Source organism: Paraburkholderia sp. AV2, from assembly GCF_054968425.1.
Genome location: NZ_JBANLK010000004.1, coordinates 47,897 through 72,516, shown reverse-complemented (window position 1 = coordinate 72,516; position 24,620 = coordinate 47,897). Strand labels below are relative to the sequence as shown.

Annotated in this window: 33 protein-coding genes and 1 tRNA gene; 11 read left to right on the top strand and 23 right to left on the bottom strand. The window is 58.8% G+C overall.

The features are described 5' to 3' along the window. Positions 1-151: 151 nt before the first annotated feature. The 13 genes from V8683_RS04380 to V8683_RS04320 form a co-directional block, all read right to left on the bottom strand. The gene (locus V8683_RS04380; protein ID WP_411187363.1) at positions 152-724 is read right to left on the bottom strand and encodes a YkgJ family cysteine cluster protein; all 573 of its coding nucleotides are present in this window, start codon (positions 722-724) and stop codon (positions 152-154) included. 396 nt (positions 725-1,120) lie between these two features. Then, positions 1,121-1,306, bottom strand: coding sequence for a hypothetical protein (locus V8683_RS04375; RefSeq protein ID WP_411187365.1), 186 nt, complete (start codon positions 1,304-1,306; stop codon positions 1,121-1,123). A gap of 626 nt (positions 1,307-1,932) precedes the next feature. Further along, positions 1,933-2,073: a hypothetical protein gene (locus tag V8683_RS04370; RefSeq protein WP_411187367.1), complete on the bottom strand. Its 141-nt coding sequence runs from the start codon at positions 2,071-2,073 to the stop codon at positions 1,933-1,935. A gap of 62 nt (positions 2,074-2,135) precedes the next feature. Beyond that, positions 2,136-2,462 carry a hypothetical protein gene (locus V8683_RS04365; protein WP_411187368.1) on the bottom strand — a complete coding sequence of 109 codons (327 nt, stop codon included), beginning with the start codon at positions 2,460-2,462 and terminating at the stop codon, positions 2,136-2,138. Between the two features lie 119 nt (positions 2,463-2,581). Beyond that, positions 2,582-3,580, bottom strand: a complete 999-nt coding sequence (locus V8683_RS04360; RefSeq protein WP_411187370.1) for a TrbL/VirB6 family protein — start codon at positions 3,578-3,580, stop codon at positions 2,582-2,584. After that, positions 3,577-3,882 (bottom strand): hypothetical protein, encoded by a 306-nt coding sequence (locus V8683_RS04355; protein ID WP_411187372.1) that lies wholly within the window; start codon positions 3,880-3,882, stop codon positions 3,577-3,579. The genes V8683_RS04360 and V8683_RS04355 overlap by 4 nt, the downstream gene beginning before the upstream one ends. Next, positions 3,879-4,085: a hypothetical protein gene (locus V8683_RS04350; protein WP_411187374.1), complete on the bottom strand. Its 207-nt coding sequence runs from the start codon at positions 4,083-4,085 to the stop codon at positions 3,879-3,881. The genes V8683_RS04355 and V8683_RS04350 overlap by 4 nt, the downstream gene beginning before the upstream one ends. Before the next feature lie 91 nt (positions 4,086-4,176). Then, positions 4,177-5,118: a relaxase/mobilization nuclease domain-containing protein gene (locus V8683_RS04345; protein ID WP_411187376.1), complete on the bottom strand. Its 942-nt coding sequence runs from the start codon at positions 5,116-5,118 to the stop codon at positions 4,177-4,179. Positions 5,119-5,342: 224 nt separating this feature from the next. Beyond that, positions 5,343-5,690, bottom strand: a complete 348-nt coding sequence (gene mobC / locus V8683_RS04340) for a plasmid mobilization relaxosome protein MobC (protein ID WP_411187378.1) — start codon at positions 5,688-5,690, stop codon at positions 5,343-5,345. 185 nt (positions 5,691-5,875) lie between these two features. Next, entirely contained in the window at positions 5,876-6,124 is a 249-nt protein-coding gene (locus tag V8683_RS04335) for a hypothetical protein (protein ID WP_411187380.1), read from the bottom strand. Next, positions 6,121-6,393 carry a hypothetical protein gene (locus V8683_RS04330; protein WP_411187382.1) on the bottom strand — a complete coding sequence of 91 codons (273 nt, stop codon included), beginning with the start codon at positions 6,391-6,393 and terminating at the stop codon, positions 6,121-6,123. The genes V8683_RS04335 and V8683_RS04330 overlap by 4 nt, the downstream gene beginning before the upstream one ends. Positions 6,394-6,590: 197 nt before the next feature. Then, complete coding sequence (locus tag V8683_RS04325; RefSeq protein WP_411187384.1) at positions 6,591-7,229, bottom strand: helix-turn-helix domain-containing protein; 639 nt, start codon at positions 7,227-7,229, stop codon at positions 6,591-6,593. Positions 7,230-7,306: 77 nt separating this feature from the next. Further along, the gene (locus tag V8683_RS04320) at positions 7,307-7,531 is read right to left on the bottom strand and encodes a hypothetical protein (RefSeq protein ID WP_462847423.1); all 225 of its coding nucleotides are present in this window, start codon (positions 7,529-7,531) and stop codon (positions 7,307-7,309) included. Positions 7,532-7,611: 80 nt separating this feature from the next. Between V8683_RS04320 and V8683_RS04315 the strand changes: the two genes are divergently transcribed. Together V8683_RS04315 and V8683_RS04310 are read left to right on the top strand one after the other, a co-directional pair. Continuing rightward, positions 7,612-8,301, top strand: a complete 690-nt coding sequence (locus V8683_RS04315) for a hypothetical protein (protein WP_411187386.1) — start codon at positions 7,612-7,614, stop codon at positions 8,299-8,301. Continuing rightward, complete coding sequence (locus V8683_RS04310; protein ID WP_411187388.1) at positions 8,282-9,505, top strand: phage integrase; 1,224 nt, start codon at positions 8,282-8,284, stop codon at positions 9,503-9,505. Before V8683_RS04315 ends, V8683_RS04310 begins: the two co-directional genes overlap by 20 nt. A gap of 99 nt (positions 9,506-9,604) precedes the next feature. Here the strand turns inward: V8683_RS04310 and V8683_RS04305 are convergent. From V8683_RS04305 to V8683_RS04290, 4 genes are all read right to left on the bottom strand, one after another. Further along, a tRNA-Lys gene (locus V8683_RS04305) sits at positions 9,605-9,680 on the bottom strand. Positions 9,681-9,724: 44 nt separating this feature from the next. Further along, complete coding sequence (locus V8683_RS04300) at positions 9,725-10,294, bottom strand: Hsp20/alpha crystallin family protein (RefSeq protein WP_411187390.1); 570 nt, start codon at positions 10,292-10,294, stop codon at positions 9,725-9,727. Positions 10,295-10,663: 369 nt separating this feature from the next. Next, positions 10,664-11,071, bottom strand: a complete 408-nt coding sequence (locus V8683_RS04295) for an Hsp20/alpha crystallin family protein (RefSeq protein ID WP_411187392.1) — start codon at positions 11,069-11,071, stop codon at positions 10,664-10,666. A 15-nt stretch (positions 11,072-11,086) separates the two neighbouring features. Further along, complete coding sequence (locus tag V8683_RS04290; RefSeq protein ID WP_411187394.1) at positions 11,087-11,527, bottom strand: Hsp20/alpha crystallin family protein; 441 nt, start codon at positions 11,525-11,527, stop codon at positions 11,087-11,089. A 247-nt stretch (positions 11,528-11,774) separates the two neighbouring features. Between V8683_RS04290 and V8683_RS04285 the strand changes: the two genes are divergently transcribed. Beyond that, positions 11,775-12,158 (top strand): hypothetical protein, encoded by a 384-nt coding sequence (locus V8683_RS04285; protein WP_411187396.1) that lies wholly within the window; start codon positions 11,775-11,777, stop codon positions 12,156-12,158. A gap of 352 nt (positions 12,159-12,510) precedes the next feature. On the opposite strand, the gene V8683_RS04280 is transcribed toward V8683_RS04285, so the two are convergent. Then, positions 12,511-13,728 carry a sensor histidine kinase gene (locus V8683_RS04280; RefSeq protein WP_411187397.1) on the bottom strand — a complete coding sequence of 406 codons (1,218 nt, stop codon included), beginning with the start codon at positions 13,726-13,728 and terminating at the stop codon, positions 12,511-12,513. Here V8683_RS04280 and V8683_RS04275 point away from each other — a divergent pair. From V8683_RS04275 to V8683_RS04255, 5 genes are all read left to right on the top strand, one after another. Next, on the top strand, positions 13,727-14,233 hold the full coding sequence (locus V8683_RS04275; RefSeq protein ID WP_411187399.1) for a response regulator: 507 nt from the start codon (positions 13,727-13,729) through the stop codon (positions 14,231-14,233). The two genes, V8683_RS04280 and V8683_RS04275, sit on opposite strands and share 2 nt — an antisense overlap. Positions 14,234-14,513: 280 nt before the next feature. Then, positions 14,514-14,696 (top strand): hypothetical protein, encoded by a 183-nt coding sequence (locus V8683_RS04270; RefSeq protein ID WP_411187401.1) that lies wholly within the window; start codon positions 14,514-14,516, stop codon positions 14,694-14,696. A gap of 504 nt (positions 14,697-15,200) precedes the next feature. After that, positions 15,201-15,563, top strand: a complete 363-nt coding sequence (locus tag V8683_RS04265) for a hypothetical protein (protein WP_411187402.1) — start codon at positions 15,201-15,203, stop codon at positions 15,561-15,563. Beyond that, a complete protein-coding gene (locus V8683_RS04260) occupies positions 15,538-15,876 on the top strand; it encodes an Hsp70 family protein (RefSeq protein ID WP_411187404.1) in 339 nt (112 codons plus the stop codon). Before V8683_RS04265 ends, V8683_RS04260 begins: the two co-directional genes overlap by 26 nt. Positions 15,877-15,905: 29 nt before the next feature. Then, on the top strand, positions 15,906-16,280 hold the full coding sequence (locus V8683_RS04255) for a hypothetical protein (RefSeq protein ID WP_411187406.1): 375 nt from the start codon (positions 15,906-15,908) through the stop codon (positions 16,278-16,280). Positions 16,281-17,329: 1,049 nt separating this feature from the next. Here the strand turns inward: V8683_RS04255 and V8683_RS04250 are convergent. Beyond that, positions 17,330-18,397 (bottom strand): trypsin-like peptidase domain-containing protein, encoded by a 1,068-nt coding sequence (locus V8683_RS04250; protein WP_411187410.1) that lies wholly within the window; start codon positions 18,395-18,397, stop codon positions 17,330-17,332. 127 nt (positions 18,398-18,524) lie between these two features. Further along, complete coding sequence (locus tag V8683_RS04245) at positions 18,525-18,809, bottom strand: hypothetical protein (protein WP_411187412.1); 285 nt, start codon at positions 18,807-18,809, stop codon at positions 18,525-18,527. Positions 18,810-19,174: 365 nt separating this feature from the next. On the opposite strand from V8683_RS04245, the gene V8683_RS04240 reads away from it, so the two are divergent. Together V8683_RS04240 and V8683_RS04235 are read left to right on the top strand one after the other, a co-directional pair. Next, complete coding sequence (locus V8683_RS04240) at positions 19,175-19,462, top strand: hypothetical protein (protein WP_411187414.1); 288 nt, start codon at positions 19,175-19,177, stop codon at positions 19,460-19,462. A gap of 209 nt (positions 19,463-19,671) precedes the next feature. Beyond that, positions 19,672-19,956, top strand: a complete 285-nt coding sequence (locus V8683_RS04235) for a hypothetical protein (protein WP_411187416.1) — start codon at positions 19,672-19,674, stop codon at positions 19,954-19,956. A gap of 309 nt (positions 19,957-20,265) precedes the next feature. Here V8683_RS04235 and V8683_RS04230 read toward each other — a convergent pair whose 3' ends face one another. The 3 genes from V8683_RS04230 to V8683_RS04220 all read right to left on the bottom strand — a co-directional run bounded on the left by V8683_RS04230 (position 20,266) and on the right by V8683_RS04220 (position 22,301). Next, on the bottom strand, positions 20,266-20,463 hold the full coding sequence (locus V8683_RS04230) for a hypothetical protein (protein WP_411187418.1): 198 nt from the start codon (positions 20,461-20,463) through the stop codon (positions 20,266-20,268). Between the two features lie 289 nt (positions 20,464-20,752). Beyond that, on the bottom strand, positions 20,753-20,986 hold the full coding sequence (locus V8683_RS04225) for a hypothetical protein (protein WP_411187420.1): 234 nt from the start codon (positions 20,984-20,986) through the stop codon (positions 20,753-20,755). Positions 20,987-22,094: 1,108 nt separating this feature from the next. After that, positions 22,095-22,301: a hypothetical protein gene (locus V8683_RS04220; RefSeq protein ID WP_342964605.1), complete on the bottom strand. Its 207-nt coding sequence runs from the start codon at positions 22,299-22,301 to the stop codon at positions 22,095-22,097. Positions 22,302-23,775: 1,474 nt separating this feature from the next. On the opposite strand from V8683_RS04220, the gene V8683_RS04215 reads away from it, so the two are divergent. Next, the gene (locus V8683_RS04215; RefSeq protein WP_411187422.1) at positions 23,776-24,093 is read left to right on the top strand and encodes a hypothetical protein; all 318 of its coding nucleotides are present in this window, start codon (positions 23,776-23,778) and stop codon (positions 24,091-24,093) included. Positions 24,094-24,620: the final 527 nt, after the last annotated feature.

Here is a 24,620-nt window from a genome sequence, read left to right as displayed (position 1 = left end):
AGGAATGTAGCACGGTGTGACTTCGATAAACCACCCTATCAATGTCGAGAGCAAGTGTGACGTTTCTTCTCGGCGTTGGCGCTGGGTTGATGGGGTTTAGGATGGTTGATCGACGCTTCGATAACCGATCAGCGCATGTCTGGAACCCGCACTACGCACCAACAGGCGCGAAGAAGTCCCGGATGTCGCGCCAGCGCCCTTGTCCGTTCAATTCCAGGAGCAACCTCGCGAAATCAGCCAAGATCGGGTTTCCCCGAGCGTCGTATGTCACGTGAGTGACGTGGTTGTCATTGCAGTAACGCGGGTCATCAAAAGCAAAATAGGTTCTGCACGCGAATGGCCGGAATTCGTAGATAGAGCACGTGTGGTCAACGCTCAAAAACGGACACGGAGTCTTGGTTTCTCCGTGGCCGGAGCTACGCGATGTTCCAAAATTCTTTCTCGCGCCAGTATTCCGCTCTATGTACTGCGCCTCAATTTCCGTGACGCCAACGTCAATATGGCAGCAGTGGCCGCAACCTTTCTGACATACGGCAAGCGGGGAAATCTCCGAGGCTAGCAGGTCCGCAGCATGATAAATGCGTTTGACTTTTGCCAGACGACTAGCATTTGCACCTCGAACAAAATCGAAATCGCGGCGTGCTTCGTCGATATGCTCTTTGGGTGTCTTGGGAAACGTCAGCGCCTTTGCTTCTTCGATCGTTCGGAATTTGATGGGCGTCATTGTTGTTGAATCCGTGCGGATTACCTTTTGGGGAGGGCAGACGACGAACAGTTATCACGAGATCGTGAGCGCCGTCAACCCAATGCGGCGGGAGCCGCCCCCGAGGGGGAAACTCCCCCTCGCCCCTGCTAGCTCAGGTCGTTGCCTTGCGCGGGAGCGCAAGGTCGCTTTCGACGGGGCGGTTCCGTTATTGAGCTGTCCAAGATTTGGTCCCGAGTGAAATACTCGCCGGCACGTATTCTGTCCGCAGACTCGATCGCCCATTGCAGCGCTTGTGCTAGCGCAAATTTACATCGTTGCGGCTCGTCCTGATCGGGAGGCGCGGAGCTAGGGGCGTTCATAGTCACTCATCCTTGCATAGCTTATGTGTAAAGCGTAAGCGATACGTGCTTTGCCCTACAGCCACTCGCTTTTTTCGCCACCTGGTCGGTGCTGCGCAGCGTTCAGCAACTCATCGTCGAGCTCGTCGTCGGTGAAATAGTAGCCTGCGTCCATCCGAGCGGCGGCGATTCGCGCCCGCTGAATCTGCTCGTCGAGTGAAAACGTTCTGAGGTCACCGATTGGATTTGATGTCGTACTCATGACTCTTTTAAGGGCGTGGTGATCGTTCCGGTGGCTCTGTGAGAGTCAGGAGCGGCTTGCTGCAGTGATTTGCCGCGCATCGAATCCCGTTTGTTAATAGTCCATCATCCTTGTAAGCAAGACCCGCAGTGACTAACCACGGATGTCACAGAGCTACTTATGACATTCGGGCGCTGCGCTTTCGTTCTCCGTGCCCCAAGCACCTATCCACCGTCGCACCTCTTCACCGGTCAGGTGGAGACCTGTCTCGCGGTATTGCCGCCAGGAGGCGGCAGCCTCTTGAAGAAAGCGCGCGCGAGGAACGCTAGGGTGTTCGAGCTCGGAGCCAAGCAGAAGGTGGACAGATCGAGCTTCGCCGGACGGGGACCTTGATTTCATATCATAACGTAACGTATCAACCGTATCGTAACGTATCACGGCCTATTCGAATCACGGAGGCTCGGCGCATCTCCTAGCGGCGGGAGCCGCCCCCGAGGGCAGCGGCCTCGCCTTTATGCTCCTAAGCTTCGTTTGTGGACTTCGCGCGGGAGCGCGAGGTCAGCCCGAATGGGTGTTCAAAGTTCCTCATCCTTGTACCCGGGCGCGAAATTCGGGCTGTAAACCCCGTCGCGCCTCGGGCATCCAAATCAGACCCATTTAGCCTTGATCGGTTGACGTTGGATCTTGCTCGCGGCCGGATTTGTGTCGAGCTCTTCATCGGTCACGTAGTAACCGGCCTCAACGTTTGACAGCGCACGCTCAACTCGATCAATCTGTTTTTCCGTCATCGTCGCTCTTCGGAGAATGTCCGGTCCGAGGGTTAGAATTGGTCTCCCTGACCATAGCTATCTCACAATTTCGTGAGCTCGACCGGTCCAAACATGAAGACCATCATATACCCGGTGGATGTTCGAAATTTTCCAACTGAGAATCCGGCCGGAACCTTCGCAACCATTGCCATCTTCGTTTTCAGTCCAAGGAACGAGCCGTCAATCGGGCCACCGACGAGCTTTTGGAATTCTTCCTTTGTCATTGGCTCAGCCACCTCCGTGCCGATTCGCCAGTTGCCATCCTGGTAGTCGTCGAAAACGTAACCTGCATCCGTTTTCTCGACCTTAATCACCGGCTGAAGCTTCCCATTCTGCTCAGCCCCGTACGCGCCCTGAAGAGTATCCACGGACTCGTGTTTGCATCCCGATAGCACCAACGCAAGACACGATACCAGCAGCGAGCATGCAAGCTTTCCGTTCAATTTGAAATCCCCCTATGTTGGCATGTCACCGGCGCATCGCCGTGCTATAGCCCCTTCACGCTGTTCATGCGAAACCGACTCGTCGCCGCGCGAGCAGCAGCACGCGCGCCTTGCGCCGCCGCGCCACCTGCCCGGCCTCCAGCCCATCGACCGCCCTGGGCGAGTTTGCCCGCGACCATGCGCGACGCCCCACCTGTCGCCGAAGATACTACCCAATTCCCGAACCCGGTCCCGATCGGAGCGCCGCCCGCTAGACTCGATGCGAGATGCGTCACGCCCATGATGATCAGCACGTCAATGATAGCAATCACCAACAAGCCGAGAGCACCGCCGAGGCCCGAATTCGGCGTCATGGTGTCTAGGTACTGCTGAAACGCGACGAACGTGAACGAAAGGATTGTCACGGCGAAAACGTTGACGAAGACGTAGTTGACGAGAAGTCCGAGCCACGCGTCGAAAAACCGTTTCGTCACGTCGAAGATCAGACAGCCGATGAAGATCGGCCCGAACGCTAGCAGAAGCGTCAGCATGCCCTTCGAAAGCAGGATCAGATAAGCCGCGTACAGTGTCATGATAAAACCTGACGCGTAGAACACGAGCCCTGCGAGGTATAGCGCAAAGCCACTGGAGCTCAGGAGAGAACCTTGCGTAACAGCATCGTGTCCGAGAGACCATGCTTGTGCCAGTTGCCGGTCAAGGATGGCCGGGCCGGCAACCGAATCGGGTGTCTGACCGGTGACAATACTTGTCAAGTCCGTTGGCAAATTCAACACGGGATCGAGCACATACTGACCATAGCCGGCGACCGAAAAGCCGATGCTGAGAATCAGCGTAAGCTTGATGACACGAAACACCATGTCGTTGCCCCAGTCCTGCACCTTGCCCCGAATTCCTGCCCAAGCATAGAGGATGAAGTAGATGCCAAGGCAGGTTGTCACGACGGGGAGCATTGCGCTGATCGTTCGCTGCACGGATGTGCCTATGAACGTGTCGATCGCGTTTTGGTAATGCGTGAAGACATTTGCGTAGAGAGTGAAGCTCATGATGTTTCTCCACCTTTTGTTTGACGATCAGGACTTTCGTTGACTAAAGTTTTTTTGACACGCGCCTCCTTGAGGAACTGGCCATAGTCGCGGCGCACGTGTTCAATAGCGACGTCATCGGCGGGATCAAGTGTGCGTCGCTCGAATGCCAATAATTGGCGTTTGACATGCAAACGAGCGAGGAGCTTGGCGTTTGGATGCTGCTTCGCTTCTTCTGACGCAATTTCATTTAACAGGTACCCGATCATGGAATTCATGATCTCTAGGGCAGTTTCGAATTTGACAGCGATTTCGGTTGTCATAGGGCCTCCGTGACCAAAAGAAATCCGTCCTGTGCCAAGTGGTCCAACTGGTCGTGAAATACGCCCAGCATCGCCGCTACGTCGTCGTACATGGGATTGGGTTTGAGCAGATCGATGCATTTCCCCATTCCGTATATCGTCGACTGGAGCGATGTGTACCAGGTCAATAGATCGGGTGGAGCGTTACCATTGATGTCAGCCATAATTCACCTCCTTGCAGGTGGGTTGAGGTCAGGGGGCGTCGGGCGTGTCAGCGCTCGACCTTCCCGTTATTTCGTAAGGTTCGGTACGTGTTCAACGTTCATGGTCACTTTCTCCCGGCGAATTACGTCGGGTTGGCGCGGTCCTGGATCGTTTGACCGTGGCGGATCTGCTGTCGGCGCTTGGTGTTTCAGGGGATGTGTCTTTGCTACGCTGCCTGTTGAGTGTCTCACTCATCTTTTTCGCGGTTTCTTGGCGCTCGGTCAGCAAGGCTGGCAGGTTGTCTACAGAGTACTTGATGTCTCGAGCTAGGACAGTATCGTTAGAGCGTTCAGATGTTTCGAGTCCCTTGGCTAGCGTCAACCATCCTTCGCGTACCTCTTTCTGCTTTTGGCTTGCTTGGTGCTCCCACACGCCGTCAACCTGCTCCCCATTCAACACCGCCTTAGCCGCTTGGCGGAGCTTGCTCGCCTGAACAGTTGATCGACGCCCCTTCGCTGCGTGGTATAAGCTCTGCGGTTTCTGCTTTTTCACGACGCCGCGAATCGAGCGGGGCGTCGCCGCCGCTTCAATTCCCTGCTCGCGCAGCTTCTCAGCAAATAGCTGCCGAAACGCCTGTAGTTCGGGCGGACCATGGCGAAGACGACGACCATTCACTGCACCGGCTCTGACGCAGATGTGCGCATGCGGATGCGGAGGTGCATCTGGGTCCGGGTCAGTGTCTGGTGTGTGAAGAACGAAAGCGTATTCGTGTCCCACGAATGCATCCTGCGAAAACGCCCGTACTGCCGAAGCGAGCCGCTCCACGTTTGTGCCGGCCGGCATGGAAAGCACTATGTTCACCGCCAGCTTTCCGTTTGACCGTCTTTTGCCGGGACATTCCGACCAATATTCATTCAGCTCACGGATATCGTCGAGACACGTAAGCACCTGGCCGCTATCGGTTTCCGCGACGATACGACCATTGCGAGTTATGTAGGTCAGATGCGCCCATACGCGGCCCGTGTCTTTCGCTACGCTGCTGACCTTGACCACAACCTCAGGGGCTCGGCGGACTACCCTGGATATGGCTGCGCGAGCTGTTCCGCCCGAGTTTGTGGATGAACGTTTTCCCGGCGATCGTGCTTTGAGGATCGATGGCGCTGGAGTGTTCGTGGACTGGCCTCCAGCTCGGACAGATGTAAGCCGCCGGAGCTCATCGGCATCGACAGAATCTAGTACGCCGAGCGTATCGAACAGCTTTGCGACTGCCGGATTCGTCATTGTGGTGTCTCCCTGCGGTTGACGCTGGCGTCCGTCATTGCGCCGACCTCCATGCAGTGTTGTTTGATATCGGCCGACAGTTCCGCAATGAGATCGACCGTCACCTGATAGCTCGCATTCGGATCAAGGTTGAGGGTCCTAGCGATCTGATTGAGATTCCTGCCGATAGCTGCAAGCTGTCTGCTCGACTCCGCCAGTGCGTCGATTTCAGCCCGATTGAACTGCGGTTGCCGCAGCAGGGTTGCCCGTATCAACTTGACAATCCATTCCGTTCTGCGGAGCCCTTCAGTTGATGCCGCCGCGCAAACCAGCGAGTTCTCTTCGCTCGTTAACTGGATGTTCACCTGTACCCGCGACCCGACCGGTGACTTACTAGGTTTCGCCACGGGTAGCGGTTCATCATGCAAAACCCTAGCAAGAACCAGCCTGAGGAGCTGGGACTCGCTGCTGCAACCGTGTCGTTTCGCTGCCGCAGCTAACTTCAGTCTCATTTCAGGTGATACGCGTGCTCGGACCGTCGTGCTTTTTCTCACACCACACCTCCGGTGTGTGGCCACTTTCTAGCAGAAAGTGTTTCCTGCCCTAGATCAGAAGACGCCTCTCGACTTTCGTTGACTAAAGTTTTTGCGGTTGTGTATTGCGCAATACACAACTCGTGGGTGGTCGGCGAGTTGCCGCCGCGCTCCCGCGCGACTATGCCGATATCGCTTGCAGAGGCGAGGGGTTCCCCCTCGGTGGCGGCTCCCGCCGCTTTTCGGGGGATGAAATGTTGGCTCACGAAGCGTCTCCTAATCCTTCACTGATGCCTACCAAAGCACCTAGAATCGCGTCGTAGGCATACGTCAGGGCCAAGGAACCTGTGCCAACTGTCGCCATCAGCAATTGATTGCGGATCGGTACTGGATATGGAATGACGAGCGTCGCCGCTAAAACGAACAGGGAGGTACCAGACAACAGCAATAAGGGCCACCTCACAAGCGGACGAATCCATTGCAGGGCGAGGAATATGCCCATCGTCAGAATCACTAGTAGCTTAATCGGCTTCATCGTCATTATCTCGGCGGAGGGAAAGTCAGTCGAATAGGATTGCTTATCTAGTAGATTTCGACTGTCAAAGAGACACCCATGTCCAGGGGGGATGATTTCTTTATAGATAAATATCTATGCTCTTTAGTAGCTCACCGGCGAGCCAAATCTGCGGGAAATAGAGCTCATGGATGAGCTCAATGAACGTCTCCCAAAGCTCACCCATGATCCGGCTCGCCGGTGAGCTGTGTATAAGTTTCGCCGTGCTCTGTTTCTGCACTTAGCCGAAGGAAGATACGCCCAAGCTGCTCCTTCAACTGCCCGTCTGGGAACTGGTTTAACGCCGCTTGCATGTCGTTCAGACCATTGATGTTCAGAGCAACGCCACCGGCTTCAACGTGGTTGAAGTTGACCTGAAGGCGTTCGATATGAACGATTCGAGCGTTCTCGGCGTTCTGCTCTTTCAGCACTTTCTTGATGTCATCTCGCGTGTCCTCCACAGCCGAGGGGACATACTCCCAAGATGCTGTTCCAGTGTGGTTACCTGACTCGTCGAGAATGCGTACAGCCTCTCGAATACGGTATTCGCTGGAGCGACCAACACTCGATTTCAAGATGTAGCCGAAGCCCACGAGTTCACTAATCGCCCGTTTGACCTGAGCGACCGACACGCCCGATTTTTCGGCAATGGTTACCACACTCGGAAATCCGACGCCCGTGTGATAGTTGACGTGCGCCTTTATAACCAGATAGACCTTGAGCGACGAGCCAGCTATCCGCGAGAGGTCGCCGCTATCGACCATGGACCGAAAGAAGTGGAACCAGTGCGTATCGGCCTTGAACAGTTCGCCTTGCACTTGTTTGGAGCTTCGTGTCAACGAGGCACACGCGGTGCTCGACAACGACGGAGCTTTGCCTCGCGGCTTCTTCGAAGTCATAGCGAGAACCCTTGCTCCAAGCAGCGTTTCTGAAGGAGGGCGATATTGATAAGGCTGTACTTCCCGATGCTCACGGTCGGTAGGTAACCTTTGTTGCAGAAGCCAATGACGACGCCGATTGGCAGGCCGATTGCGGCAGCGAATGCCTCTCGCGACATCATTGGTACGGGAGGCAGGTTGGGGAAAGCCTGAGGGTTTGCAAAATCAATCTGTGCGCTCATAATCCACCATTACCAGTTGGATGTATTCGTACTATATGTACGATAAGCAACTATAGGTGTGTCGTCAAGTGGAGAGTGGAATGCGTGATATCGCTGACCGAATGATTGCGATAGTTAATGCGGAAACCCCCGAGGCTCGAAGGTTCAAAGCTCTCGAAGAGTTCTCGCAGATACCAGCAGTGAGTTGGCGGAAGGCCTACCTCCGTGGTCAAAGGCCGACTGCGGAAATGATTCAGGCAATCGGCCAGCGTTGGCCGCAATACGCCTTCTGGATGACGACTGGCATCACCGACCCGGAGCGCGGCGACATAGCTCCAGCCCAATCTAGTACAGATTTCCCGGTGATGAGAGGCGTCGAACAGAAAGCCGCCACCCGGGAATTTCACTACCTGATTGATCTGCTGAAGGGCGAACCGACCGACGAAGGTGAAAGGACAGCACGTCGCCGGCAACTTCAAGAGGCTGCACTGGGAGCAATGGAGACGGTTATATCTCCGGCCGCAAATGTCTCGTATGAAAAGGCGATGCGCGCATTTGGTGAGTCAGGTCGGCACGATTTTTATCCGCTAGTGCTCGACCCGGAGTATCTGGCGATCAGGAAAGCTAGGCGAGATGCGGAAGAACGGCTGAGGACGGAGGGCTTCAATTGGTTCGACAACATTCTCGTGTCTATCAAAGTAGACAAGCGTTTCCTCCAAGGACCCCGATCGTTGTTCGTTAGGTTCTTCGGAACACTATTCCCTCAGAAAGATGACGATCAAGAAAGTTAATAGCGGTTGGCAGGTCAATATTCAACCGGGTGGTCGGGCTGGGAAGCGCCTCAAGAAGACGTTCACGACCAAGGCCGAAGCGATCGCGTGGGAGCGACACATCCGAGCTAAGGTGCAAGAGGTGCCAGACTGGACACCACCGCGTCGTGATGCTCGCCTGTTGACCGAACTCGTCGACATTTGGCATCGGCATCACGGTTCGGGTCTGAATGCAGGCGAAGACACAAAAAATCGGCTACTCGCCATGTGTGAAGCGATGGGAAACCCGCGTGCCGAGGCATTTACGGCCGAGATATTTGCCGAATACCGTGCGCGCCGAATGGGCTCTGGCGTCACGGCGAGTAACATGAATCGCGAACATGCATACCTTCGCGCAATGTTCAATGAACTCATACGGCTCAAGCACTGGAAGAAAGAAAACCCGCTCAAACATGTCCGTGCTTTTAAGGTTCAAGAGCAGGAACTCACCTACCTCACGGCCGTGCAAATCGTGACGTTGTTGACGGCCCTAGCGTCTGGAAAGAATCCGCACGTCGCCTGCGTCTCGAAGGTCTGTCTTGCGACCGGCGCGCGATGGGGTGAAGCCGAAGGCCTGCGTCGGTCGCAGATCAAAAACGGCATGATCCAGTTCGTGCAGACGAAGTCAAGCAAGGCGCGCGCCGTGCCGATCACTGAGGGTCTTGAGCAGGAGTTGATCGATCATTTCGACGAACACGGTGATCCAGCGAACGGGCGCCTGTTTGAGACCGCATTTGCCGCTTTCCGCGAAGGGGTTGAGCGCGCGAGCGTGGTGCTCCCCGCTGGTCAGCTCACGCACGTCCTTCGCCACACGTTCGCCAGTCATTTCATGATGAACGGTGGCAACATCCTCGCGCTGCAACGAGCGCTTGGTCACCACAGCCTGACCATGACGATGCGCTACGCGCACTTGTCGCCGGAGCACCTGGCCGAGACCCGCTGGCTGAATCCTGTCGCGTGCATCGAAAACGGCGGCGCACAAGGGAAACCAGATGAGCGGGACGGGGAGTTGGAAGAGTTGCGCGGGGAACTCAAGGCGCAAACGGACGCACGTATCGAGGCTGAGCGCACGGCGGCAGTCCTGAGGGCCAAGCTCGAAGCAATGACTGATCGAGCGGAGAGGGCCGAGGTCCGCGCAGCGGCGGTTGAAGATCGCGAGAGGGACCGGCTCGTCAACGGGGCATGAGCGCCGCCCAGCGGTGCCTTCCTGCGCTACGCGGTTGTACCTTTGTTGAACTTCTGTAATGAGAAAGGGCCTAGCGCGAACGCTAAGCCCTTGATTCTTTGGTAGGCCGTACGGGATTCGAACCTGTGACCAACGGATTAAAAGTCCGCTGCTCTACCAGCTGAGCTAACGACCCAGTCCTCTTTTTTGGCCGCCGTCATTGCGCTTTGGAGGCTCGCCCTAACTGATATCGATCGTGCGACTCGTGGACGGTACCGGCTCCGTTTTCGGCACGGTCAACGTGAGTACACCGTTGTCGAATTTTGCCAGGGCGCGACCGGGATCGGCGTATTCAGGCATCGGGATCGTGCGCACGAAGCGTCCATGCGCACGCTCCAGCCGGTAGCAGCCGTTTTCCTCACTGCGCACATCCTGCTTTTTCTCACCACGCAGCACGATCGCGCCGTCCTCGACGCTCACCTTCACGTCTTCGCGCTCCATCCCGGGCAGTTCTGCGGTCACGCGCAACACCGGTCCCTCATCGACGACGTCGATGCGCGGCTGGAAGCGCGATGAACTGAAGTCGCCGAACCATCGTTCGAGCGCGCTACGGCCTGCAAACGGGTCGTGAAAAAATTCCTCCACTGCGCGCCATGGCTCCCGTGAGAACAATCGCGCAATGTCGGGCAGGGAGGCCCGCCATTGTTCGTTTTCGCTCGCCGGCGGGCTCGCCGTGCTGTCCGCATCGGACTTGCGCACAGCCCCGCGAAGGAACTTGAAGGGATTCCACTTTTTCGGATCGGGGTTCATCGTTTCCTCCTCTGAAGTCTGGCAGGAGAACCGTATTCCGGTTATGGCACCCGCACCGCTGCTTTTCCACCGTCGACGTTTTCGGACTGGGCCTCGTGAGCGGTTTGGGCGGCCACCTTGCGCACTGCGGCCGCGAATGCTCCCTTTCCAGGCCGACTGACGGCGCAGGACAGCGCATCGCGCGGCGCTTCTGCTGCGATGCCCCCCGCCGTGCATGTTCGTGCAGGTGGCAGTCGGTCATCGCAATGTTGGCCACGGACATTGCTGTCGGGAACGGCTCGCTCATCCGGGCCTCCGCTGTCGGCGGGGAGGCAGCCAGGCCGCCGCCACCCGCTGTGCTTCCTGCCGTTGCTGCCCCACGCGCCGACTTCAGCCCGTACGCACTTCGATCCGCCGCGGGCGCGCCTCGTCACGGCGTGGGATCGTGAGCTTCAGTACGCCATCCTTCAGATTTGCCTCGATCTTCGATATGTCGAAGTCCGGGGAGAGCGTGAACGTGCGCGCAAAGCGCGGCTCACGGACCTCGGCATGCTGCAGCCGCAGATTTGGCGGTGTCGGCACGACCGCCTCAGCCTCGATGGCGAGATTGCCGTCATGGACCCGCACATCGAGCTTGTCCCTGGTAACTCCAGGCAGGTCGGCCCAAAGTGTGACGCCCTGACTGTCCTCGTAGATATCGACGGCAGGAGTAATTGTCATCCGTCGCGCGGACGGCTCGTTCCCGGTGCGCGTGACGGCCGACGGGTCGCGCTTGCTCAGTTCAGTGGTATCGCTCATTTTCGGCTCCCTGGATTACTGGACGGTGATTGCACGCGGCTTCGAGGATTCGCGCTTGCCGACGGCGATCGACAGGCAGCCATTTTCGTAGCGCGCCTGAACCTTGTCGGGGTCTGCGTTCTCGGGTAGCTCGATAACCCGACGGAACGCGCCAGTGAAGCGCTCCTGCGCATAAACTCGTGAGTCCTCGCCGGTATCCGGTTGGGCCGGCTTGCGCTCACCGCTGATGGTCAGCAGCCCCTTGTCGATCGATACGTCGAGTTCCGCCGCATTGACGCCGGGTGCAAACGCGACGATCTGAATCGAGTCGTCGGTGGCGCCAATGTTGACGGGCGGAAATGCGCCGAGGCGGCTCGCCCGGAGACTGGAGGGGAAGTTACCGAAGAGGTTCGCCATCTGCTGCTGCAGTCGGTCGAACTCGCTGAAGAGGTCAGATCCGGAGTAGAAATCGCTCATGATGCAGTTCTCCTCAAATGTTGATGGAGGCGAACGGGCCTACGCGCTCCAGTTCGCCTGCCTGCGTCTGGCAAAACAAATCGAAACACGCAGCGCACGGGACGTTGCAAGCCGCGCGTCTGCCTGAGCGAAACGAAAGATAGGCACTCTGGCGAGGATTTCAAGGGGAAAAAGCAGCGGCGCACCTTGAAATTTTTTTGCCGGGTCATATCATCGCGGCGGAACCATGCAGCAAATGGAGGACGCGATGGAATTCGATACTGACTGGCTGACCCTGGGCCCCCACCGCGTGCGGCTGCGTTCGACCCGGGGGTTTCCGACAGAAGCGATGCGCAAGGCGGTGGACGTCATCCGGATGGCGGTCGACAACAACATGAGCGCCCGCGCGCGCCTGGTGGAAGTGGTTTGCCGGCAGGAGAAAAACTATGAAGTCACGATCGGGACGACTGTCGTCAAGGACAAGGTTTGCGCGCCACAGCTCGAAACGTGTATCGCGGGCGTGCTTGGTCTGCTGCCGGACCAGATCACCCTGATCGTTACCGCAGTCGATCAGTCTGAAGTGGATCTGCACTTCGGCGTGTACGAGCGGATGCTGGCCGAAAAACTGGGCACCGCACCGCCCATCCAGTGATGCGGACCGCAGACAGGATAGCAGGACTGGCTGCCTGAGCGTGCCTCCAGCGCGACCAGGGCGTGGGGCGCCGGCCGAAGGCTGTCCCCCCGGGGAGTGTCGCTTCCCGCCGCGCGGAATGGATAGTGTCAATAATCCGGTTACCTTCGGAGTCAGGCAAGGTGCAGGCGCGGTCGATGCCGCGTGAGAGCACCTCACCCGTGGCCGTATCTGGCGTGCCGGACGGCATGCTTTTCGGCATTTTCGCGGAGCAGGTCGGGCTGGATCCGCGTCATCGACACACGAAGAACACCGATCGCGAGGCGCGTATCCTGCGCACAGCCGGTCAGATCGCGAGCCGACGGGCGCGGCGTCAGCTAATCGGCTTCAGGTCGAGAGGAAAGCGGATTTCGAATGTCGTGCCTTGCCCCTCGCGGGACTCGAAATGGATCTCGCCCTCGAGTGCGCGGCACAACTCCCTGACAATCGCCAGCCCCAGACCGGCGCCCGGGATGTCGTCGCCGGCGACCCGCTCGAACTCCCTGAACACACGCTCCGTGTCCGACGGCGCAATGCCGACACCGGTATCGGCAACCCGCATGGACCACTGGCTGTCTCCGCATCTCGCGATGACCAGTTCGATTTCCCCTTCCCGGGTATATTTCGTCGCATTCGACAGCAGGTTCAGCGCAACCTGCTTGAGCCTGATGCGGCTCGACTGCACCCGGACCAGTCCGGCCTCAAGGCGAGCAGACAGATGCAGGCCCTTCGCTTCGATCCCCGGACGGGCGGCCGTGACCAGTTCGTCGAACAGCATGGGCAGATCCACCGGCGCGATGCAGTTCTGGCTGCTGTCGCCGACGACGACCGAATACTCCATCATTTCGTCGATCAGCTGCTTCATGTCGTTTGCCTGCCGGGTCGCGAGCGCCAGCCCGGCCTCGGCTCTGGATGGAACACGCGCAATCAGCTGCAGGTCGATCGAAAAGGCGTTCAGGAAGTTGCGCAGGTCGTGCACGAGGCTGCGCGTGATCTGCATGCGCGACCGGTGCAATTCGCTGACCTGGCGTTGCTGTTCCCGCAACTCCCGGTTGGCTCGTTCCAGCTGGCTCGTGTATTCCGCGATGATCCGGTCACGCTCGCCGATGACCTCGCGGATGGACGTCAGGGTGACAAAACTGAGCGCCTCGTCGATCAGGCGCAGCGCATGGGATTCCTGGTCGCGGGTGAACGTGACGTCGGACTCCTCGAAGGCCCGGACGGCGCCAGCCAGTTCCCGCCGGAACAGCTCCAGTTCGCGCACGAGTTCATCCACGCGGTAACCCTGCTGCCAGCGCACGTTCCCGTGTTGCCTCGCATTGTGTTCAATGGCCTGTTCGACCGGTTGGAGATCCTGCTCTTCGAGCGCGACGCAGATGGCGCTCAGGATCGCGGGCAGGTGATCGGCCAGTTGCTCCCAGGTCAGCCGGTCCGCCTCGACGAGGTCGGCATCGGCAGCAACGGCCTGCATCCATCTTTCCGTCAGGGCCGCCTGTTGCTGTCGGAGAAATCCGGCGAGGGCGTACAGGGTTCCCGTTTGAAAATCGGTCATGATCCGTACCCAATGCGTGAATTCGTTGGCAAAGACGGCATGCAAGGCACATTATCTTTCCCTCGCACCGCCTGTGGGCCAGTCTCTTCAGGCCGGCGATCGGGAACGCAATTTGCCTCGCATGGCGAAAACAAGTCTACCGACCAGCAAAATGCCTTCTATCCTGCTTGTCGACGACCAGCCTGAGCTGCTCGATGCCTACTGCTTCCTGCTTACCGCCGAAGGATATGGCGTGTGCTGCTCACACAACGGTATGGAGGCGCTCGACCACGCCCTGCGCCAGCCGCCGGATTTGATCATAACGGACTGGGTGATGCCGCTGATGGGGGGCGGTGAACTGTGCCGCCAGATCCGGGCGCATCCTGCGCTGGCACACATCCCGATCCTTGTTCATACGGCGATGCCACCGTCGTCGCCGGGGCCGGTGCAGTGGGACGACTGCCTCATCAAGCCGGTCCCGGTGGCGCGGCTGCTCGCCGCCGTGAAAAAGTGGTGTCCGTCGTGAGGCACGGCCGGATATCCGGATGCGATCTGATCCGCACAGGCAACACGGGTGTTCCGCCCGCGGATAACCGGGTACCGGCTCGCCGGGCACGGTTGGCGGGATCCATCGCAACACCTTGAAAATTTTCATCAGTGAAACTAACTTATATCCAGCTCAGGCAGTGTGCCCGGTGATGGACCGGTTGCATGCTGCGTGTTTCGATTTGTTTGCCCCGCGGCATGGCAGGCGAACTGGAGCGCGCAAGCCCGTTCTCTTCCTTGCTGCGTCGAAGGAGAAGACGATGAGCTGCCTTCATCTCCGCTCGGCTTCGACTATGCTGTTCGAGCGCCTCCACCGTACGATCGTCGTCCTGACCGGCGTTTTCCTGCCGGTCGCGCAGCGCGCCCGGCGCACGCTGCGCGACCGCTTCGCCTCCATGTGGCAGACGTCTCACCAGATCACGTCGCACCTGCGCCGCCGTTAGCAGCGCGGTTGCCCCGCGGGCACCGTTCGGGACGACGGTATGCCGTCGTTCGTGCCGTACGCCGGGCGCGATTCCATGAAGCGATGAGCGCCTCGTTCGGAGCGGTTTTCGCAGGAGCACCGCAAGGCGGGTGGGATACCGGCGCACACACGAGGGGGAGCGATTCAATGGAACGGGTGAGAGTCGAGATGCGAAACGGACTGGAGGTCCGTATGCACACCCTGGTCGTGAGGCACGTACGCACGGCAGCGTGTCCGGGGCAAACCGCGGTGAACGGATACCTTGTATTTGTTCAGGTCGCGAGGGATGGGGAGGTTTTCGTGAACTGGCACTTGCCGTGGCTCTGCCGGCGCTGGCCGAGCCGCGAGGAGGCGGAATCGGAAGCACTGGAGTACGCCGTGCGGCTTGTGGACCGTCGTCCGGTTCGCGCACCGCCGCCGGATGTCGCGGAGGCGGTCTGGCGGTGGCGCCGGTGAGGAAAGACTTGCGGATCCCGAGGAGGTCATGATGGAACTTCACATGCATTCGCATCATTTCGTTCGTCGCATGCCCGAGTGGCCTGCAGCACTTCTCGGCGGGTGCGTGGCGGGCGCGGTTTTCCTGGTGATCGAACTTTTTGCCATGCGCGTTGCGGGGCAAAGCGTATGGTCACCGCTGCGGATGATTGCGGCAATCGTGAGGGGCCGCGATGTGCTCGCACAACCCGCTACGTTTGCAGCTGGCGTCGTACTGGTGGCGCTGCTGGTCCACTTCGCGCTGTCGATCCTCTTCGCGGTCATTCTGGCCGTGATCATGGCGCCATTCAGCCTGGATTCCGGTGTCGGGATGGCGTCGCTGGTGGGTGGCCGAGGCACGCAATCAGGGTGACGCCCTGATCTACCGCACGCGCAAGGCGCTCTCCGAATACGGCGGGACACTGGACGCCGCCGGAAAGGCGACAATTGAGGCCGCAATCACGGAGCTTGAGGCCGCGCTGAAAGGATCCGACAGGGACGAAATTGATGCGAAGGTGCATGCACTGGCGACAGCCTCGCAGCAACTCGGGGGAAAGGTCTACCCAGATGTGCAATCACAGGGGAGCAGCCCCGACGCCGCGACCGGCCCGCAGGGGTCCAGAGGCGCGGGACAGGACGAGGACGTGATAGATGCCGACTTCAGGGAAGTGAAAGGAAAACAGTGACGTGCACCGGCCGTCAAGAGGCTTGCGCCATGAAAAGACGATTGTGTATCCTGGTCCCGGCAATTGTGATCGCCGGGCTATGGTCAGAAAACGCCACGTCAGCCAGCCCGCCGCTGCCGACGTTGCCCCTGCAATACGACATCTGGATCACTGGGACTATTCAGCGTGGCAGCGGGAAGTACGCGCTGGGCGACTATACAACGATCATGCTGGATCGCCCCTCGACGTCGCCGTGCAATGACAAGGAGGTGTCCGACATTCTCCTTGGCGAAGGAGGTGCACCAGCCCCCACGCTCCTGCTACCGTACCTGAACCAGCGCGTCGCCGTCCGGGGCCGCGTGATCTGCCCCGACTCGGGCATTCAATTCACGCCGCAGCCGGACGTCGTGTTTCCGGTCTGGTAAGGCAAGGGGGAAGCACCCGAACATCAACTTCGGCGCGGCCTGACCAGGGTTGCTGCAGCCGCCTGCGAAAGCCCGCGCCGGTCGATCTTTCGCTGGCTACTGGCACCAGCCTCACGCGCGGTTGACAGAGGCAAGCGCCCATCACGGTTCCAGCACACCGGGCGGTGCGAGCGCGATCAGATCAGGCGCGACCGGCCGCCTCGCGGAGCGGGACGACATGCGTGGTCGAACGGCACAGTGCCCAAGGCATCCCCGTCGGCGGGATAATCCAGCCAGAGCAGGCGCGTGGGGAAAAGCAGCGGTGAGACCACGTAGCCGCCGCTTTCCTGCATCCCGGAAGCGATCGCACACCACGCGTTCCAGGTTTGACCCAGTGCGTGAACGAAATGGCGATGCAGCCAGCCCCGCGGGTCGGCTGTGGGCGGTAAATGGGCAGGCATGAAGGCCAGCCATTCGAGCAGTCCAAAAGGCGGATAATTTCCTTGGCAACGCGTCTAATGAGAAGCGAATCTCCATCTATTTGTTGCGCGGGACACCCATAAAACTATCCCGTGACTTGACTGCCGCAGAAAACGCGGTCGATCCGCCCATTGCGTGATCAAGGGTGGCAACAGCACGATTTATCGACGCAGATTCTGCCCCGTACGCTCTTGCTTCCCGCATGTAGAAATTTATTGCATCCAGGCCTTCGAGCCTGTGGGATTGGTTCTCCGGTTGCCCAGGCCAACTGGCGCTCAACATCGAGGCAGGTTGCGACAGGTTGTCATCGACGATGGAAAGTACACATCCCGTACCAATATGGATAACTCTGCAAGCCAGGCGGTCGGCATGAAATTGTGGCAGCGTTGCAAGGAATTCCAGGAGTGGGGACATATAGCCTCTGGCGTTTCAGTGGGGCAGCCTGCTCCGGGTTCGAAGTGGGCAAAGGAATCTGTGGTGGCAATCGCCGCAACGATGAATAAGGCGCGGAATTCGATGCGGCCGCTGCGCCTGCTGGAAAAAGTGAACGGGCGGCGGGCCTTACGGCGGCAGACGGGCAAGATGGCGTGCTAGTGAGCCGTCAACACCATCAAAATATCTGCATACCATGCGCTGTTCAGGCCGAGCGTTTCGTCCATCTGCTCATCCCGGCCGCCCATGTCAATGCTCGAAGAATGAACGCCTAAAAGCAGCCACGGCAGTTCGTCAGGCATTCTGCCTTCCGATGGCGCTCTCAGGACGACCGGTGCGCCACTGGTGCCGCGGTGAGTTCTTGCATCGGTGACGAAGCAGCCCTTGCCCTGAAAGCGCAGGCCGAACGCAGAAGCCAGAACACCTTGCCGAACGACAGGCAGGTGATGCAGCGAATCGTGGAACCCGAGCGGGAAGCCGACGATCAGCAGCGATGCCCCAATCGGCATTGCATCACCTGCGCGCGGCAGATGACCGGGGCCGAAGGCCTGGAACATTGCGCCGGCAGGCAACGCGCCCCTGTAGAGTTCGATTACCGCTACGTCGATCTCGCCGCCGTCATCCGTTCCCTGACGCCAGAGAGGATGCCCTGCGGTGTACAACGGAACGGACATCCACGTCGCGGCGGCCAGGTTCTGCGCGTCGACATGAAACTCGATCTCGAGCCGGTCGGGGAAATGTTCACCGGACACGTCGATCATGACGTGCCGACTGGTCACGAGAAAGAGACGTGTTCCCTGCTGGAAAAAGAAGCCACTGGCATTGGTCAATCGACGTTCCTGCGCAAACGTACATACCCGCGTCACGGCGAGCAGCAGCGCATCCGCGCCGACCTGCGTGTGCGATTCCGGACGATCGCCAGGGTCCGGCGCCAAGGCAATAGGCCCGCTGTCTGGAGCAGGCCCCCTCGCGGGCAGCATCGACCCGGCGACGAGTTCGAGCAGCGCTTCGTGCTCGGGGCCGTAGCTCTCCGACGACAGGAACGCGCCAACCGCCAATTCCGATACGGTGCCCCCCGAAGCCGCGTTCGACACATGGCGCACAATGGGAGCTTTGCGCTCGCCGCGGCACAGAAGCCATCTATCACCGTTAGAACTACGATGGAATTCGAGCGCATCGTCGCTCGTTCCAGCGCTGTCTTCAATCGGGGGGCAGCGAGAATCCATGGTCAGTCCTGACGTGATCGTGATCTCAAGGCGTGGTGGCGTCGCGAATCACGACTGGGCGTATTGCGCGAGGACGTTCGGGAGTCCGCGAGCACGCTCCGGCGAATGGCCTGCCTGGCTGGGGCACTCAGGCGGGCGCATCGATCGTGCGATCAAACCCGTGACCGTCAATCAACATTTCGGCATAGGCCACGCACGCGCGCCTCGCGTCGCCGGTATTGGCGAAAGGATGCTTGCCGGGCACACGGAGGAGCCGGCTGCGGGAGTTGTCAATCCCGGAATCGGGTTCGCTGATACGGATCGACGCATCGAATCCGTCCTCGTAATTGTGGCCAAATCCTGCCTGGGTTGCCCGGTGGGGATACACAAGCAAGGAAATATCGAGACCTCGATAGCGGCGAATGGTTGTCATCAGGTAACTCCCTTTTGGCCACAGCACGCGGCCGGTTTTTTGATAGTTGTGCGGGTCTGGCCGAAGGCGATATCCAAAGTGCCTCACGAGCCGTACCAGCGAGGCGAAGCAACCCGACCAAGCAGTTGTCGGTGAGCCTTATCGAAGGGGGCCACCTGCAGTTGGAGGAGAAATGATGCTGATAGCCGTCGCCATGTCATCCGAAACAGGATTGACGACCATGCAGGCAGTAATCTGCTTTGTAGACCTCGTGAACCACCATACGCGCGCCGGCACCGTCGGTCAATTCAATTCTGGTAACGTATCTGCGCCGCCCTGCGGTTCCCTTATCAAGGTATAGTGGGGCTCCCCCTGGAGTGACCAACATGCCGACACGACCGCTTCTTCTCTACAGGGGGTACGAACTTCATCCCCTCGTCTTCGCTCGCACATTCAGTCGCTTTGACGGACATTCCCGTTACGACGAAGGGTATGACATTGCGGTACGGATATGTCGCCCGGGCGCGATAGCGACCTCTGCCGCAAGCCGTGTTTTCAGGCCGAACCACGCGCATGCATTATCCGACTTCGGTATGGCGAGGCGCGCCGCTCGGCAGCATGGAAAGGACATCATCGACGGAAAAGTGAGCGGTTCTTCGGTCGTCGATATGTGAAAGGGCAGCTGGCGTGTGACATCAGCCGATTTTTCCCGGCGGAGAATTGCACTTTCCTGGATGCCGCCTTGACCGTAGCTGCTTCTACAATGCGGCCGCTGGCGTCGTGCATCCTCAGGCGCATTTCCTTCGTTCGTGCAAACGCGGCGGAAGCCCGTGGCGAACCGGGAGCCTGACCGCACGCAACCCTCCAGACTGGTGCCACCTCCGTGCAAAGTGACCGCATCGAAATTCCGTACTACCTGGTTTTACGCGCTGGCTGTCTGCCGTACGTTTTGAATGCTGACCGCCATGTCGTGCGCCGCGAGGCAAGCCTTCTTCTGCGGGCGTTCGCGAGAGCACAGGGTGCGCCGACATCAATCGCGGATGACGCGTGGAACGCCTTTTCCGGCTCGGAATCCATTTTGCTCATTGAGCGCACGCAGATGCGGGCCTACGCACTGGTTCGCGGGACCGAAAGCGAACGTCAACTTCGGTTACTGGCTGCGCTCTGACCAAACCAACGTGCGCATTCGTTGCGGACGGCGGGCGCAACCACTCGCGCGCACATTTTTTGATGATCTTTTCAGCATGTCTAACCATCAACCCAATGGAGCACCCCATGTAACGGATGATCGGGTATCGCGGGTTCGAGATTCGCGTCTAACCCAGCCGGTCTGCTGAGGATCTTTACGAGATAACGTTTCGGACCAGGGGCGGCGACCACCTGCGCGAGGTGGGCGAATGCCGTGGCCAATTTCCATCGACCTGTCATATAGCCGTCCGCCGCGTGCCGTCATGGCGGTATGACAAGCAAGCCCATCTCAGTACCTCCTCGCATACCCTTCGCGCCACAGGGCAGCACCCACGGAAGTCAGCAACGCAACGTCAGCTGCGCCCAGATCATCCCATGCACTGGCCAGCCATTTTGCAAAGCTCGCGCAGGCATGATCCAGATCGACCACGGCGCGACCTTCGCGATTCAGTTGCTCGAAGACAGAGATCACATCATCAGGGGTCATCGTCGTTCCCTCGTTGAGCCTTTCGGCAGCCTGCGTGAGTTTTTAAAGCCGCCCCCAAATTGATTCGCTCCGTCTCTGTGGCACTTGGCAACGCGCCAGACGGCGGGTGTCGGCGTGAACTGAAGTGCTTCACTTACGAGCGTCGCGCAAACGGGAGGATGGCAACGGTTGACCCTTTACAATGCCGTTCTCCGCCGCTGGACGGCAATACCCTGTAAGTGAAGCAGCTGTGGCGGTCCCCTGCATATTGATCAATCGACCAATGCCGGACAAGCGATGGGGCATCGAACTACGATTCCGGACCAACCAGAACATCAACGGCGGCCTGACCTGCAATCTCCGCTACGAGGTACGCCCAGCGCTCTGAGAACGGACCATGTCGAACAGGAACGACAGCCCCGTCGATGCTGGTGCGGCCAACGTTATGGCCCTTTATTCTGAACGTCACACTGTACATATCCTGAGCAACCTCGGTGAGTGCCACATGGATTTCGAAACCCCGATAGGTGATCAATCGATTCATCTCTGCTCCTGGGTCGCGGACCTGGCGCACGGCGCGGATCGTATGAATATCCGAGGCACAATGCACTCTACACGTCCGCAATCTAATCGCGTTTCAGATTGCATTCCGGCAGATCCTGAATGTAATGCCAAGGCCGCAGTGACACTGGCAGGCGGACCCTCGTTGCCCACGTTTTCGCCAAGGTCCGAGGCTCCGCTCCCAGATTGCACATTGCGACGGTTCAACGTTCCACGTAATTCTGCGAGTGCCGAGGCGGACGGTCCTATTCTGACCGTTAGCTCCCAATCGCCAACCACTGACTGCAGGGTGCCAAAACGCGTTCCATTCCACCAATCCAGCCTGCCTGCGCCGCCGCGCAAGACGTCGTTGGGAGTAGTCGCGCGTCCGTTGTCTTTGTTCGCCGCGCGGCTCGCGTCTCGCGTTCCTTGTTAGGTCCCTTACAGATCCATTCATCGACGGCTCTTTGAAATTGAGCGGGTTAGATAGTTAGTTACGAGAAGACTGCAGGTAGCAGCCGCCACTACAAAAGAGAAGATGAAAAAAATGCTTGCGATCCATTCAAGGACTGCGGCGACGACGGCTGCCATTTTGCTTTTTCCCGATCTGCGTCCTGCACACGCGAGGCGCCCGTGCTTCTAGCAAGACTCCTCGGTGTAAATCGAGCGCGGCCAAGCCTCGTGGACATGACTTGGCGCATCCCGGACAAGTGCCGTACGGGACTTTCCCGTTCGGGCGCATGTGCTGAATCTCCATGCATGCGCTGTGGCTCATCTCATTCCGCTCGTGTTTGCCAGAGAAGCGCGTCACACGGATAGCACCATTCCGGTCGACGGCATTCAGCGTAGCATGAGTGCGCACAAGGGACGCGGTTAGCCCAAGGCAGCGACTTAGCCGCGCCTGGATGGCGTGGCATCTGTTTGACGGTCGACGGTCGAATGAAACAGCCCGAGGATCGCTTGCGCCTTGTCATGCGGTCTGTTCATCCCAGTCTAAACGCGCCTTTCCAGGGTACCCCTCCACTGGGGCGTAGACGGCACGACAGGGCTCTGATGCGGTGTGGACGGAATGACATGCTCCATCCATGTCGTTTCAGATCAACGAGACTCCCTTACTCTTTCCCACCACCATTGATCCCGCTTCCGCTTCGCCATACCTGCTTTCCTCGTTCGGAGAGTTCGCCGCAGCTGTGCTCCGCGTCGCCCTCCGTCCCGTCTATCGCCATCTCACCTCCCGCCTGCTCCTGTGCCTTCTGCTTCTGCTTGTGCCTCGCTGCCACGGCTTCATCGTGCGACCTGCCTGCATAATTCAGGGTCATCTCGCCAACTCCTCCAAAAACCGGTCTCTGCGCCCCACCCAAGCTGCCCAGCGCGTGTCATTTCGCTTACGGCAATCCAGAATACCTGCGCCGTTAGTCCAATACATGATTTCCGTGCAGCCAGAGGATCTTCTGTTTCCGCCGGAGGCCGCGCCTGTACTGTCGCAATGAAGCGCTGAACATGGCAGCCCCCTTTCAGGGCAGAACCGTTCTTATATTCTAGGTGACCATAAGAATATCGGGCATCTCCATCCACTGTTGGACGGCTTGGGCATGTCGGCCAACGCAAGCTGCGGTGAAATTTTCGCCAGTTTCTCTCCAGACAATTCTCGGAGAAGATGATTTTCGACAGGAGAAGCGTGCCCTGACATACGTCATTACTGCAGCGGCTGAGTTTGCCGAAGACGACCCAACGACACGACGCGTCGCCCGCCTGGAATCCGAACTCGCAAAGCAGAGGTTGTGCGGGGATTCGGGAGTCTTCGAGCGGGAGACTGTATTGCTCCCGATCGGTACCAGTCTGGTATGTTGGATCGTCGCTCGGTCCCTCAGCGGTGCGGCACAAATACACAGCGGCGCAGATACACATAGCCCGGGTACCCACGCGCGGATTCCACCACACGAACGCGTACGAAGTGCGTTTTGGTACAAAATAGCGTTCGACAACCCCTGCATCCTTGCCGGGCGTGACAAAGACCACGCGCCTGGTGCGAAATCGTTCATGATGATTTTCGGCGTGCGTTCAATCGCGCCTGGCACTCCGGGTGAAATCAAACGAATGCGGTCGAATCCGAATGTAACAACGAGAATCCGCAAGAACGACCCGGTGACTTCAGTCCGATAGGCTCAACGCTCCCTCAGTACGAACTCATGCCCGCGAATCTGATGAAACGGACGGGGGAGCGCCCGATTTCTCTCGCGCTTATCCGGCGACCCTCTGCGGCCGATACACATCGGCTGTAGCCATGGACAGCCCCGCCTACGAGATCGGTGAAAACATCTCGAATCCTGAATAGTCCGCCGGAGATCGTTAATGAAAATGTGGCGCCATCAATATCGACGTGTTTGCCGATGAGCGGACCGCAAGACTCTCGGCGAGCTGGGCGATCTGCTGGCGTGGATGAAGTCGCACATTGACTTCGTAGCGCTCACGGCAGCTGTCGACACGATTGCCGCGCAACCGGTTAGGCCTGGGGACAATCGTCCGTCGTACCCGACTCAAACCCCAATGGCCCCTGCCATGCTTTCGTGCTCGCACCAGGATCCTTTTCGAGAAGATGCAAGCGCAAAAAGGCATTGTCCCCTGCCAGCAGTGACGCGACTAACGCATTGCCAGGTCTCGCGCCAGGATTGAGTATTTGTTCGCGACGATCGAGCAGAAGCTCGCAAGGTTAGTCGCACCTTCGGTGCAGTACGCCGTTGCCAAAAAGACGACTACACTTGAAGCAGGGAGAATCAGTTCCAGGAGTAGTCCATGCGTGAAGCCACCCCTCAAAACACCTTTCGCGGCCTTCCCTTGACTCAGGAGCAGGACGCGGAGGTCAGGCACTACATCAAGAGGCGAAAGCAGCGTGGTGCCTTATGGGACACGCCGGAGTTGAAGGCGATGCTTGACGACATGCTGGAGCCCCCGAACAACGACGAGGATGAGTCAGGAGAAATCGTCGATGAAACCCGGTCGGCCACCGAGCGCGCGACAGCTTCCGTCACCGAGGCGATCGAACCCATTGGGGCCAGCGAGGAGCGCAACGCCGCCATGGAAGGGGAGAGCATGAAAGGGCCGGGACGCTAGATTTCGGCCTTTTTGGGGGATCCGCGACATCAGGTAGCAGCAAAGACCGCCAACGAGAGCCTGTTTTTCAGCACACCTAAGAGACACGCTTGCCTTCAGCCTCTTACTGCGGTGTTTTCTACACACCGCCCCTCGGCGAAATTCCTGGTGACCGCTTCGCAATTGCGCTTGCATTGGCACGGCAACGAGCGCACGCTGTCATCAGGCTAGATCTGCGGAGCCACGGGTTCTGTGTCAATGCCGCGTGACTGCTTCGACCAGCACGGCGCCGCGGAAAGAACACCGCCGACGCAAGGCATCGCGACCAGACCTTTCGTGCGTCACGCCGTCTGTGTTCGGCCGTTGTCGTTCCGCAGTTTTTATGTGACGATCGGGAATTGAGTACATGGAATCGCTTGAATCGAGCGATTTTAACGCCCCCGTTCCCCGCATAATGCTCTCCGGGTGAAAGAGTGCGTACGGCAAGGTCGCAAGGCGGTTGACCGGCATTTGAACGGTGAGCGAATGCCGGCGACAGGCCCCGCCAT